This window comes from Dialister sp. (genome assembly GCF_051885895.1).
Lineage (GTDB): Bacteria > Bacillota > Negativicutes > Veillonellales > Dialisteraceae > Dialister.
Genome location: NZ_JBJEXP010000038.1, coordinates 1 through 13,007, shown reverse-complemented (window position 1 = coordinate 13,007; position 13,007 = coordinate 1). Strand labels below are relative to the sequence as shown.

Annotated in this window: 14 protein-coding genes; all 14 read right to left on the bottom strand. The window is 48.8% G+C overall.

Features of this window, described 5'->3' with window-relative positions:
* Positions 1–650 (bottom strand): LCP family protein (locus tag ACI4N7_RS03670; protein ID WP_439732009.1); only part of this gene is annotated, 650 nt, incomplete at its 3' end.
* Positions 637–1,224: a bis(5'-nucleosyl)-tetraphosphatase (symmetrical) YqeK gene (gene yqeK, locus ACI4N7_RS03665; protein WP_439732008.1), complete on the bottom strand. Its 588-nt coding sequence runs from the start codon at positions 1,222–1,224 to the stop codon at positions 637–639. The genes ACI4N7_RS03670 and yqeK, both read right to left, overlap by 14 nt.
* Positions 1,214–1,834, bottom strand: coding sequence for a nicotinate-nucleotide adenylyltransferase (gene nadD, locus ACI4N7_RS03660; RefSeq protein WP_439732007.1), 621 nt, complete (start codon positions 1,832–1,834; stop codon positions 1,214–1,216). Before nadD ends, yqeK begins: the two co-directional genes overlap by 11 nt.
* A 142-nt stretch (positions 1,835–1,976) precedes the next feature.
* Positions 1,977–3,119 carry a glutamate 5-kinase gene (gene proB, locus ACI4N7_RS03655; protein ID WP_439732006.1) on the bottom strand — a complete coding sequence of 381 codons (1,143 nt, stop codon included), beginning with the start codon at positions 3,117–3,119 and terminating at the stop codon, positions 1,977–1,979.
* The gene (gene yhbY, locus ACI4N7_RS03650; protein WP_439732005.1) at positions 3,106–3,396 is read right to left on the bottom strand and encodes a ribosome assembly RNA-binding protein YhbY; all 291 of its coding nucleotides are present in this window, start codon (positions 3,394–3,396) and stop codon (positions 3,106–3,108) included. The genes proB and yhbY overlap by 14 nt, the downstream gene beginning before the upstream one ends.
* Positions 3,397–3,408: 12 nt before the next feature.
* Complete coding sequence (gene obgE, locus ACI4N7_RS03645; RefSeq protein WP_439732004.1) at positions 3,409–4,710, bottom strand: GTPase ObgE; 1,302 nt, start codon at positions 4,708–4,710, stop codon at positions 3,409–3,411.
* Between the two features lie 182 nt (positions 4,711–4,892).
* Positions 4,893–6,059: a S41 family peptidase gene (locus ACI4N7_RS03640; protein ID WP_439732003.1), complete on the bottom strand. Its 1,167-nt coding sequence runs from the start codon at positions 6,057–6,059 to the stop codon at positions 4,893–4,895.
* The gene (locus tag ACI4N7_RS03635) at positions 6,059–7,246 is read right to left on the bottom strand and encodes a murein hydrolase activator EnvC family protein (RefSeq protein ID WP_439732002.1); all 1,188 of its coding nucleotides are present in this window, start codon (positions 7,244–7,246) and stop codon (positions 6,059–6,061) included. The genes ACI4N7_RS03640 and ACI4N7_RS03635 overlap by 1 nt, the downstream gene beginning before the upstream one ends.
* Positions 7,247–7,252: 6 nt before the next feature.
* Positions 7,253–8,137 carry a permease-like cell division protein FtsX gene (gene ftsX, locus ACI4N7_RS03630; RefSeq protein ID WP_439732001.1) on the bottom strand — a complete coding sequence of 295 codons (885 nt, stop codon included), beginning with the start codon at positions 8,135–8,137 and terminating at the stop codon, positions 7,253–7,255.
* On the bottom strand, positions 8,130–8,816 hold the full coding sequence (gene ftsE, locus ACI4N7_RS03625; RefSeq protein WP_439732000.1) for a cell division ATP-binding protein FtsE: 687 nt from the start codon (positions 8,814–8,816) through the stop codon (positions 8,130–8,132). Before ftsE ends, ftsX begins: the two co-directional genes overlap by 8 nt.
* Positions 8,817–8,823: 7 nt before the next feature.
* Positions 8,824–9,756, bottom strand: coding sequence for a transketolase family protein (locus tag ACI4N7_RS03620; RefSeq protein ID WP_439732010.1), 933 nt, complete (start codon positions 9,754–9,756; stop codon positions 8,824–8,826).
* Positions 9,756–10,589, bottom strand: a complete 834-nt coding sequence (locus ACI4N7_RS03615; protein ID WP_439731999.1) for a transketolase — start codon at positions 10,587–10,589, stop codon at positions 9,756–9,758. Before ACI4N7_RS03615 ends, ACI4N7_RS03620 begins: the two co-directional genes overlap by 1 nt.
* Positions 10,589–11,686, bottom strand: a complete 1,098-nt coding sequence (gene csaB, locus ACI4N7_RS03610; RefSeq protein ID WP_439731998.1) for a polysaccharide pyruvyl transferase CsaB — start codon at positions 11,684–11,686, stop codon at positions 10,589–10,591. The genes ACI4N7_RS03615 and csaB overlap by 1 nt, the downstream gene beginning before the upstream one ends.
* Positions 11,673–13,007 (bottom strand): DUF5693 family protein (locus ACI4N7_RS03605; protein ID WP_439731997.1); only part of this gene is annotated, 1,335 nt, incomplete at its 5' end. The genes csaB and ACI4N7_RS03605, both read right to left, overlap by 14 nt.

Here is a 13,007-nt window from a genome sequence, read left to right as displayed (position 1 = left end):
AGTGCCGGGTGATCCTGCATCCTGTGAATTACCGTTTTCAGGAAGCGTTCCTGCCGCTGGATGCGGTCTATTTCGCCATTCTTGGAATCCACATACCGTACGTAGCCCAGTGCATTTTCGCCATTGAGATCCTGGTAGCCCTGACGGATATGGATATCAGTTTCCCCTTCCCTGTTTTTGTGGTCCATATTTCGTTCCACATAAAGATCAATATCCCCCATCTGGGTCATATATTTCTGGAAGTCAGCGTAATCAACAACCGCATACTTATCAATGCGCAGATGAAGAAGATTTTCTACCGCACTCTTTGTTTCTTCAGAGCCGCCTTCTGTAAAGGTGGTCTTGATCAGCTGGTTCTTTTTTTCCTGCCTTGTAAGCTTGGTATTCGGCGGTATGGAAATGAAGGTAACTTCCTTGTCCCGGCTGTTCCAGGCCGTCAGAAGAATGGCGTCCGCTTCATTGCCGGAATCCTTATCCGTGCCGATGAACAGGTAATAGGAGATGGGTGCATCTCCGTTATCTACTTTTCCTAACAGGTAGGACACGCCCTTGCCGATTCCAATGAGCAGAATAGTGAGGGCAGCCAGGGTCATCAGAATAAATACAATTAATTTTTTAACTTTTAATTTTCCGTGTTTATTTTGAGTCATTCGTCTTCTCTTCAAGTTTCAGAACTAAATCATTCCGTCCCAGAAAAGTCAAATCGTATATATAGGCTTTCTGATCCAGCAGGTGGGAAATGGTAGAATCATAGGCAGCCAGAAGGGCTTGTCCCAAATCCTCTTCCGCCAGTTTTCTTAATGCGTTTACTCCGGGAAAATCACGGGATGGCTCAATGTAATCAGCCAGGAAGATAATCTGCTCCAGGAGGGTCATGGAAGGACGGCCGGTGGTATGGTAATAGACTGCACTTCTGATTTCCGGGTCCTCTATGCCGTATCTGGAAGCAGCCAGCACGCTGCCTGCAGGTCCATGCAGCAGGGCACGGCTTGACAGGAGATAGGCATCGGCCTTAAGGCCGGCTTTTTTTACAATGCCCTGCATTTCCGACAGGGGAAGCTCTTTGGCGCAGTCGTGCACCCATCCTGCCACGTAGGCTTTCTGCGGATCAGCACCGTATTTTTCTGCCAGATGGCGTGCTGTTTCTGCAACGCCTCTGGAATGACGAAAACGTTTGGGAGAAAGAATCTCCTGTAAATCTTTTTGTATATCTTTAAGCTCCATGATTTTCCCTTTCATACAGATGATGCGATTGAATAAAAGAAATCACACCGTCCGGTATAAAATAGCGGACAGACTTATGCTGGCTCAGAAGCTTTCTCAGTATGGTAGAGGAAATATCCAGTTCAGGGGTAAGAAGAAAATGGATTTTTTCTTCTCCCAGTTTGCCGAAATAAGCAACAGACTGCCGCAGCTTTTCTTCATTTCCCGGACGGCTGGCACAGATAAAATGGCAGCAGGCCAAAAGTTCCCGGTTGTATTTCCAGGTAGGAAGATCTGCCAGTGCATCGGTGCCGCAGATAAAGTAAAACTCGTAAGAGGGCCCCAGTTTCTCTTTCAGGATATGCACGGTGTCCACGGTATAGGAGGGTCCGCTTCTGTCTCTTTCCACAGGGGACAGTTCAAAACGGGGATTGTCCCCTATCGCTTCCCGGACCATATTGTAACGGTCAAATTTATCAATGTGATGCATATCTTTATGAGGCGTATCTCCGGAAGGAATAAAAATAACCTTTTCCAGTCCGAATTCCTGCCAGGCTGCTTCTGCAATCACCAGATGGCCGATATGGATGGGATTGAATGAACCGCCGAAAAGGCCTATCCGTTTAACCATACGTATAACACCGCTTCCACAATCAAGATGCACACTATCAAAAAACATAAAAGTTCCAGTATATGGGACAGTTCAAACCGTCCTTTGGGATGCTTCGTATAATAATATATAAGCCAGCCGGCTTTTTCAGATAATTTCATAATTACTTCATCACCAGAAGGTTATCCCGGTGAATCACCGTATCGTAAGGCGGTTCAACACCAAGGGCATTTTTCAGCTGTTCTGTGTGAAGACCCCGGATTAATCCGATGTCTTCGCTGCTGTAATGGGTAATTCCGCGGGCCACTTCATTGTTTCCGCAGAATACAGCCACCGTATCTCCTTCAGAGAAATGGCCTTCTGTTCCCGTAATTCCCACCGGGAGAAGGCTGGAACCTTTTTCCAGAATCGCTCTGCGGCAGCCTTCATCCACCAGAATTTTACCCTTGACTGCGGTACCGATGATGATATCTCTCTTCTTCAGCTGGGGATGAACATTTTCCCCTTTAAAGAAAGTGCCTATATCATCGCCGTCCATAATGCGCTCCAGCACTTCAGGAATCGTGCTTTTGGCAATAATCATATCAATGCCGGAATGGACGCAGATTTCTGCTGCCTGAATTTTGGTGTACATGCCGCCTGTTCCCTGAGATGTACCGGCACCGCCGGCCATGCGGAAAATATCCCTGGAAAAAGCAGGGATTTCGTGAATCAGCCTGGCTTTGGGATTTTTTCTTGGATCCGAATCATAGAGTCCGTCTATATCGGAAAGAATAATCAGCAGATCCGCTTCTGCAATGCTGGCCACAATGGCAGACAGGGTGTCATTATCACCGATTTTGATTTCATCAGCGGTGACAGCGTCATTTTCATTGATGACCGGAATGGCGCCCAGTTCCAGCAGGGACAGAAGGGTGCCATGCATGTGAAGGTACCGTTTGGAATTGACTGCATCCCCTTTGGTAAAGAGAAGCTGCCCTACGACGTGGCCATATTCCCTGAATAAGTGTTCATAAATATTCATAAGGATGCCCTGCCCCACGGCAGCGGATGCCTGTTTATAAGGCAGATAGGCCGGCTTTTCTTTGAATCCCAGTTCAGGAAAGCCGATGCCGATGGCACCGGATGTAACCAGAATGACCTGAATGCCCCTGTTTTTCAAATCAGAAATCTGCCGGGCAAGGTGATCCAGGAAACGAAGGTTGATTTTGCCGTTATCATAGGTGAGCGAACTGGTCCCTACTTTGACTACGATTCGTTTCTTGCGGGGAATCGCCTGACGACAGGATATATCAGGGGAGCTCATAGTGGGACTTCTTTTCTTTCTGTTTGAAAAGCACGCAGTTTCGCCCGATAATCTGCACAATTTCGCAGTCCAGTTCCTTGGCCAGCAGGGATGCGGTATCCCGGATGTCCTCATCGGAATTCTGGTTGATTTTTACCTTGATCAGTTCTCTGGCAAGCAGTACATCTTCCACACTTTTGACTACGGCATCTGTCAGTCCTTCTTTGCCGATCTGCACATAGGCAGGAAGTTTTACGGCTTCACTTTTCAAATATTGTTTCTGTTTTCCAGTCAGCATGTCCTGTCTCCTTTAGTTTTCATCATCCTCATCCACAGAATCCCGGCTGTCGGCAAAGGTGAACTGAACGCCATAGAGATCTACAGTGTCTCCTTCAACTATGCCTTCCTTCTTCAGGAGCTTGTCCAGGCCCATGAAACGCCAGGCTCTTTCAAAACGGCGCATGGAAAGGTAGTCTTCGAAATTGGTCATTCCCACCAGTTTCTCCACTCTCTTTCCCTTTACATAGAAAATGCCGTCTTTCTTTTCAATCAGGAATTCATCTTTAGGAACTTCATATACAATGGCTTTTTCCGGATTTTCAAAGGTCACATCCGGTACTTCCTGCAGAATGTTCCATGCAGCCTCCAGGAGAGGTTTCAGTCCTTTCCCGGTGAGGGTGCAGACGGGGAAGAAAAGATATCCTTCCTTTTCAATGGCCTTCCTCAGTTCTTCCAGTTTGGCAGGATCTTCAATGAGGTCAATCTTGTTGGCAGCTACAATCTGTTTCTTCTTAGCCAGTTCGGGGCTGTACAATTCCAATTCATTATTAATGACATGGAAATCATTCAGGGGGTCCCGGCCTTCGCTGCCGGCAGCATCCAGAACATGAATCAGCACTTTAGTCCGTTCTACGTGGCGAAGGAATTCATCTCCCAGACCGGTTCCCTGACTGGCTCCTTCGATAAGTCCCGGGATATCTGCCATAACGAAGCTGCGTTCGGCATCAAGGCTGACCACGCCCAGTACAGGCGTCAGAGTAGTGAAATGGTAGGCCGCCACTTCCGGGCGGGCGCCTGATACTTTGCGAATCAGGCTGGATTTACCCACGGACGGGAATCCGAGAAGACCTACGTCCGCCAGAATTTTCAATTCCAGACGGATATTCTTTTCTTCGCCCGGTTCTCCTTTTTCCGCATAGGTAGGAGCCCGTACGGCAGATGTAGCAAAATGGGAATTGCCTCTGCCGCCATGACCGCCTTTGGCAACCATGACCTTCTGACCATTCTGGGTCATATCAGCTAAAAGTTCTCCCGTACGTTCATCATACACCATGGTTCCCAAAGGAACGTCGATGATGACATCCTCACCGTTTTTCCCGAACATTTCCTTTGCACCGCCGTTGGCACCGGCCTTGGCAGCAAATTTGCGATGACGGCGGAAATTAATCAGGGTATTTAAATCGCTGTCAGCACGGATAAACACCGAGCCGCCCTTCCCACCGTCGCCGCCGCTGGGGCCGCCTCTGGGGACATATTTTTCCCGGCGGAAAGAAACCATGCCATCTCCACCGGCACCGGAGACAACAATTATTTTTGCTCTATCAATAAACATAAACATACCTCACTTACTCAATGACAGAATGATACATTCTTATTATATCATGCCGGAGCGCAGGAAAGGCTGAATAAGTTTATGCAGAAGCGAAATTTTCCATCTTTCAGAGATCTCATATATCTATAATGCTCCAGTAAACAGAAAACCGCAGTCCGCGTGAGCGTCTGCGGTTTTTACCGTTATTTTTCTTTCAAAAGCTCCACAGCTTTTTGGAGAACATTGTCCGAAGTGAAACTGAAAGGCCGGCCGGTTTGTTCTACAGGAACATCCGGTACGATTCCTTTTTTATCGATAATTCTGCCTGCTGCTGTCCGATATTCCGCAATGGATATTTTAAGAGCTGCATTATTTCCGTCAGGATAGACAGCCTGTACGGTTCCCTTTCCATAACTGGTTTCTCCGATAATGATGCCTTCTTTTTTATCCTGCACAGCACCGGCCAGTATTTCAGCGGCACTGGCACTGTTCTTATCGATCAGAACCGCCATGGGCATGGGATCCTCCACCCCTTTGACAGTGAAATTCTCACTGCCGTGATTCTTGGTATGATAGCTGACCACCGAACCACCGGAGAGAATCTGATCCGCTACGGCAACGACGGAATCAATCATGCCACCGGGATTCATGCGAAGATCAATAATCAGTTTTTCACAGCCCTGGTCTTTCAGTGCGGCCAGCTGCTTCTTGAATTCGGCAGGCGTGTGTCTGCTGAAGCTGAAAATGTGGATATATCCGATTCCTTCATCGGCCATGCGGCTGACTACTGTAGGCATGCTCACACTGGACCTTTGCATGGTAAAGGATTTTGTTTCCTGATCCCGTTCAACTTCGATGGTCACATCGGTGCCGTTTTCGCCTCTCACCGCCTGCGCCGTACCGGAAAGCCCCAGCGTATCTACACCGGCGCCGTCCACGGAAAGAAGAATATCCCCGCTCTGCAGGCCCGCTTTTTCTGCAGGACTGCCATCAAACACATTGAAAATCCGAATCTGGTTTTCGCCGTCCATGCCCATGACCACACCAATTCCGCCGTATTCGCCATTGGTGGTTTCCATGAAGGAATTGTAGGCATCTCCGGAAAGCACGGTGGAATAGGGATCATTCAGACTGGAAAGCATGCCCTGGGAAGCGCCCTGCCAGAGGGAGTCTTCATCTACAGGCCGGAAATAATTTTCTTTCAATGTCCGATAGGTATAAAGGAAACGAAGGAAATCCTGGGGATATCCTCCTGTCAGCCACACGGCTCCTCCTGCAACAAGAAGGAGAGCACAGAACAGAGCTGCCAGGATAAAGGCAGTCACCCGTTTCCAGTATTCCGTAAGGAAATGTATGAATCTGTGAACCATTAGAGGTACCCCAACGGATTTACAGGAGAACCATTGACATCAACTTCAAAATGACAGTGCGGTCCAGTGGAATTTCCTGTAGAACCGGCATAGGCTACAACTGCTCCTTTAGACACAGACTGCCCTTCAGATACGGCAAGGGACTGATTGTGTCCGTACAGAGTAGAAATGCCGCCGCCATGATCGATAATGACTGCATTGCCATACCCGGAAATCCAGCCTGCATATACTACCACACCGCTGTCGGCAGCGTGAATAGGCGTACCGTAATCTACGCCGATATCAATGCCTGCATGGAAGATGGTGGTTCCAAAAATAGGATGGGTACGATAGCCGAAGGGAGAAGTAATAGGACCGCTGCAGGGCCAGCCCATAGCACCGGTACCCTGCACGTAGTTGTCATCACTTCCACCGCTGCCTTCATCTTCCGAAGCCTGCTGCGCAGCCTGTCTGGCTGCTTCTGCCGCTGCCAGGCGCTGCTGAATGAGGTTTTTCACAGAAGCCAGCTGGGAGTTCAAATCCTGCTCCATCTGTGCTGCAGCAGCCTTATTCTGTTTGGCTGCATCCAGCACCTTCTGCTGTTCTGCTTTCTTGGCAGCAATTTCCTGCTGCGTCTTTTCCGCTTCTGCAGCAAGAGCATCCAGCTGGCGTTTGTCTTCTTCCAGCTGTGCTTTCTTTGCCTCAATAGCTGCTTTCTGTTTCTGTATTTCCAGAATCAGATTATAGTCAGAGCGGATGACCCGCTTCAAAAGCTCTACTCTGTTGGCAAAATCACTGAAGCTGTTGGCGCCCAGAATAACTTCCAGGTAATTCAGCTGTCCATGCATATAAATGGCACGAACACGGCGGTTCAGCACATTCTGCCTTGTTTTCAGATAGGCTTCCATCTTCACAATTTCATTCTGCGTCTGGACAATCTGTGCATTGATTTCCGCCTGCTTGTTTCTGATGCCCTGCAGTCTTGCATTGGCAGCATCCAGATCAGCCTGAATCTGTTTCAGTTTGGCACTGACATCTTCGATAACCTGCTGCCAGTTTTCCTGTTCAATCCGGGAAGAATCAATCTGGCCCTGTAGATCCTGTACCTGATCATCCAGGTCATCGGCATAGGAAGGCATAGACAGTGCCTGTCCCCCCAGCAGAATGCCTACTGCCAGAATAGAAGCCGCATACGTTGATCTTTTCATAGGCATTTACACCTTCATATATTTGCGAAGGGAAATCGTACTTCCCAGGATGCCGATAATGATGCCTGCGGCCAGAAGCATGCATGTCATATAGCCAATGAAAGGCCAGAGGGAAATCATAGGAATAAATACGAGTCCCGCCTCTGTCATTTTCTGCAGTACCACCTTGTATCCTTCCCAGAGGATGAAGGAGGCAATACCGGAGCCAAGAAAACCGATGACCATACCTTCAAAAATGAAGGGCCAGCGAATGAAGCCGTTGGTGGCGCCTACATATTTCATAATCTGGATTTCACGGCGTCTTGCGAACACGGTAAGGCGAATGGTATTGGAAATAATAAAGAGTTCGGCACCGGCCAGGAATACAATCAGAATGACACCGCCGATACGGATGACCTGGGCCACCTTGTACAGCTGTTCAATAATATCCTGCCCGTACTGAACAGAGTCCACTTCCTTGTACTGAGAAACGATACTTACTGCATTCTTCAGAGCAGAGGGCGTAGAGAAGGAGGTGGAATAAGAAGAGGGAAGCGGATTGCCGTTGATCGCATCGAGAATTCCCTGCTGATCACCCAGCCGCTGCTTGAATTCCGCCATGGCCTGGTCTTTATTGGTAAATTTGATTTCTTTCAGCTCAGGAAGAGCTTTCAGTTTTTTGCCTACAGCCATGACCTGGTCCGTATTCAGTCCATCCTTGAGATAAACCGTCATTTCCACCTGGTTTTCCAGGTAGGTGGCCATGTGGTTGATATTCAGCACAGCACAGAGGAAGACGCCAAGAATGAACATGGAAAGGGTAACCGTAAGCACGGATGCCACAGCCATGAATTTATTGCGGAATAAAGAAAAGAAAGTCTCTTTCCAGAAATAACCAAGAGAACTAAACATGTAAATGGTATCCCCCTTTTTCCTGGTCTGCTATGATGCGGCCGTCTTCAATATTAATAACCCGTTTATGCATGGCGTTGACCAGGTCTTTATTATGGGTCACCATAATGATTGTGGTTCCCATGTGGTTGATTTCATTGAAAAGCTTCATGATTTCTTCCGACGTCACCGGATCCAGGTTGCCGGTGGGTTCATCGGCAATCAGAAGGATGGGCTGGTTGACCAGGGCACGGGCAATGGCAACACGCTGCTGCTCACCGCCTGACAGCTTGGAAGGAAGCTCTTTGGCTTTATTTCTGAGACCTACCAGATCAAGAACACGGTTGACCCGTTCTTTGATTTCCCTGCTCTTGGCACCGGTTACCCGAAGGACAAAAGCAATGTTGTCAAAAACCGTTTTCTCGGAGAGAAGGCGGAAGTCCTGGAAGACAATGCCCAGCGTTCTCCGATAATAGGGAACTTTACTTCTTTTTAACTTGGTAATGTTGATTCCATTCACAATCACCGTGCCTGACTCCGGAATCAGTTCATGGGTCAGCACTTTGACAAAGGTAGATTTGCCGGCACCGCTGGGTCCTACCACAAATACAAACTCCCCTTTGTCAATATGAATGCTCATATTTTTCAGGGCAGTATGTTTGGCATCGTATTGGAGCGATACCTGATCAAATGTAATCATCCAATCCTCACTTTCTGCTGATCAGATGCAGAGCCGAGGAAACCAGATGCTCTGCAGTGAGTCCATATACTTCCAATAATTCATCGGCCTTGCCTGACTGACCGAAGGTATCTTCTGTTCCCACCATATCCATGAGGCAGGGTTTCTTCAGTGCCAGAACTTCGGCAACGGCTCCGCCGAGACCGCCTTTGACCGTATGTTCTTCTGCTGTAACAATGGCACCTGTTTCCGCAGCGGCTTTGACAATCGCTTCTTCATCAATGGGCTTAATGGAGCTCATATTGATGACTCTGGCGGATACCCCCTGCTCTTCCAGCATGGAAGCTGCTTTCAGCGCTTTCGCAGTCATAATGCCGCAGGCGATAAAGGTAACGTCCTTACCGTCTTTGAGCGTGGTGCTCTTTCCCGGTACAAAAGCAGCGTCTGCCGGCATAATGTCCTCGCACTTTGCCCGGCCCATGCGGATATACACCGGTCCACGGTAGGAAGCAGCCCATTTTACAGCTGCTTTGGTTTCTGCCGCATCAGCCGGCACAATGACCGTCATGTTCGGCAGTGCGCGCATGAGAGTAATATCTTCCAGCATCTGATGGGTTGCACCGTCTTCGCCTACAGTCAGGCCGGCATGGGTTACAGCTACTTTGACATTCAGCTTCGGGTAGCAGATGGAATTCCGAATCTGTTCATAGGCTCTGCCTGCGCCGAACACGGCAAAAGTAGAGGCAAAAGGAATCTTGCCTGCTGCTGCCAGTCCGGCCGCTACACCCATCATGTTTGCTTCTGCAATTCCTGTATCAAAGAAACGGTCAGGAAAGGCTTTGGCAAATACCTGGGTTTTGGTAGATGCGGACAAATCGGCATCCAATACAACGATATCCGGATTTACTGCGCCCAGTTCCTTAAGAGCTTCGCCATATGCATCACGAGTTGCTTTCCCCATCATTCTGCCTCCACCTGTTTAATAAATCTTTCACATTCTTCTTCTGTCGGCGCTTTGCCATGCCAGCCAACCTGGTTTTCGATTTCCGGAACGCCCTTCCCTTTTACTGTCTTCATGACAATCATGGTAGGCTTTCCTGTCACCGTGCGGGCTTCTTCAATGGCATCATGAAGCGCTTCCATATCATGGCCGCCTGTTTCGATGACATGCCAGCCGAATGCACGGAATTTATCGGTAATAGGAAGAGATGACATAACTTGCGTAATGGGGCCGTCGATCTGGAGACCGTTGTTATCCACAAAAGCAGTAAGGTGATCCAGTTTGTAATGGGCAGCATACATGGCAGCTTCCCATACCTGTCCTTCTTCCAGTTCCCCATCACCCAATACGGCGTATACACGCCAGTCAGCATGGTCCATTTTGCAGGCCAGCGCCATGCCGCAGGCTGCACTGATTCCCTGTCCCAGGGAACCGGTGGTCATGTCCACACCGGGGGTATGCTTCATATCCGGGTGGCCCTGGAGCATGTGGCCGGCCTGACGCAGATGGCCCAGTTCTTCCTTGGGGAAGTATCCCTTTTCTGCCAGGCAGGCATAGAGAGCAGGTGCTGCATGGCCCTTTGAAAGAACAAGACGGTCCCTGTCAGCCTTCTTTGGATTTTTCGGATCCACGTTCATTTCTTTGAAATACAGAAGAGTCAGCAGGTCGGCAATGGAGAGAGAGCCTCCTGTATGGCCGGAATTTGCCTTTGTAATCATTTTTAAAATGTCGATACGAATCTTTTTAGCTTCATCCTTAAGAAAAGCGGTTTCTTCATTTGAAAGATGATTCATCAGTTTTCCTCCTTGTGGGTAACAAGATTTTTTAAAATCTGGACATTTTCACAAGCCCGCTCACGGAGCGCGTCCACATTCTTCCAATCGTCTTCAGCAAGACCTTCAGAAAGGATCCTGCATGTATCATTATACAACTTCTCTTCATCCATGTGCTGAACGGATGTGGAAGCTTTCTGTCCGATAAGGGCCAGAAAGTTATCTATTTTGGGGTCATAGGAAACGCCAAGGAAAGGTACATGCATGAGAGCTGAAAAAATCAGGGCATGAAGGCGCATCCCGACGAGTACATCCATGTTGCCGATAAGGGACATGAGCTCTTCAATGGAATAATCCTGATTCAGGACATAGATATGGTCGCCCTGGCAGCCCATGCTCTCTGCAGCCATTTCATCTTCGGGATACTGCATAGGAATACAGATCACCGATGCATGGTTTTCATTTTCCAGCCGCTGTACTGCGGCTTTTAACTGATCCATCCACTCTCTGGAATGATTCCAGTAGCGGATAGCCAGTCCGATTTTCTTTCGCCCTTCCGGTACTCCCTGCTCGGCAAGAATTTTCTTTCCTATGGAGAGATCAGCCGGTGACAGAGACAGCACCGCATCAGCGGTAGCATAAATCTGACGGTGGACGCCAAGACGCTCCAGAAACCCTTTCGATTCCTTATCACGGACCGTAATGGCATCCACATGGTTGAGCACATGCTTCAGGATAATGCGAATCGCCCGGTAACGTACAGGACCAATGCCCTGGGAATAGAGAAATACCTGTTTTCTGAACAGCACTCCCAGGGTAATGATGGAAAGATAGTAAATCATGCTTTTCCAGCTTGTTACATCCTGAAGCAGGCTTCCACCGCCGCTGATAATAAGATCCGAGGAAAAAATCGCTCTGCAGATTCCCGGAATACTGAAGCGGGGCACCGTGTGTACGCCAAAGGCAGCAGCCGTTGACTTTGGATTTCCTGAAATAACAGTAATGTCAGGAGAATCAAAGGTACCTTTCAATGCCTGCAGGATGGCGGAAAGCATGGCTTCATCGCCGGCATTATTGAAGCCGTAATAACCGGAAATGACGATTTTATAATTTGCCATATCTTTCTCCAAAAAATTTGGTCAGACGTACCAGAATCATAACGCCCACAAGGGCAGCAATCATGGAAAGACTGCCTGCCATGAGGCCGTCCAGACCACGGATAAAGCTCAGCATGTAGGGACTTCTCATATGAGCAAAGGTTTCCACCATGGAACCCTGCCCTATGGTAACAGCCACAATCAGGAAATAATGGAGAATCTGGGGCCATTTCCGATAGAGGGCAGTCATGGCCAGCAGAACGGCGGGATGGCCGAATAAGAATTCCTTTTCCCGGGGACGGGCATACATGGCATTTTCCAGGAACCGGCGGAGAGCAATTTCAAATCCCGGAACTGGAGCTCCATTGTTTCCGCTTCTGCCGATAAAGACATATCCCACCACTGCCAGAAGGCCGAGCCCCACAAGAAGCCCCAGACGGATCTGCACGCCGCAGAATTTTTTTACAAAGCGGATGAAATCTTTGTCTGAGGAAACGACTTCTCCAAAGAAGGGAAATTTCTGGATATACACCACAGAAATCAGGATGAGCGGGAGGAGGAAAGTAAGCTTGACGCCGCGGAAAATCTGTATTTCCAGCAGGAAACGGATATCTCCCAGAAGACCGCTGATAAAAGCGGCACCGGCCAGGGAGCAAAGCCCGCAGACCCAGAGAATCACGAGAGATTCCAGCAGCAGTCTGCCCCAGCCCACTTCTGCAAAAGCGGTATCCTTCCTCTTCAGGCAGTATTCCAGGAACAGGCTGACCACCACTACCGGTGTGCAGACAGCAGCTCCCAGTGCCAGAAGCTGGAGAGGCAGAATGGAATGAAGCACAAAGAAAAGACCTTCTGCTATAACAAGTCCTGCAATTTCCAAAACCCAAACGAATTTAGAAAGGGAAGGCATCAGAAGAAGCAGGGTAAGAACCACCAGGGAAACGGCGCCTGCCATAGCCAGTCCGCGGAGCGCATTCTCCGGGAAATAGGGTTCCATCACCGATGCTTTTCCTACGGAGAATCCATGATTTTCCAAACGGGAAGACACATCTGCAATATAGGATGCATTGGTTTCAGACAGGGTCATGCCGTTCAGAGGGAACTTGAAGGAGGGGAAAAGATTCATGCGGATATTCCGTTCAATATCGGAAATATAGAAACGGGATGCCGCTTCCTTCGGATCCAGCTTGATCAGTTCATCCTTGGACATGGCATACAGACGGACCACCTGATAATTGCTGAAGGCAGCCATATCCAGATTCCCGCTCTGCTTTTCAAAGCCCAGCTGATTCTGTGCTTCAATCAGAGCAATCGGAATATGGCGGCGGTTCAGTTCGTCAGAAAG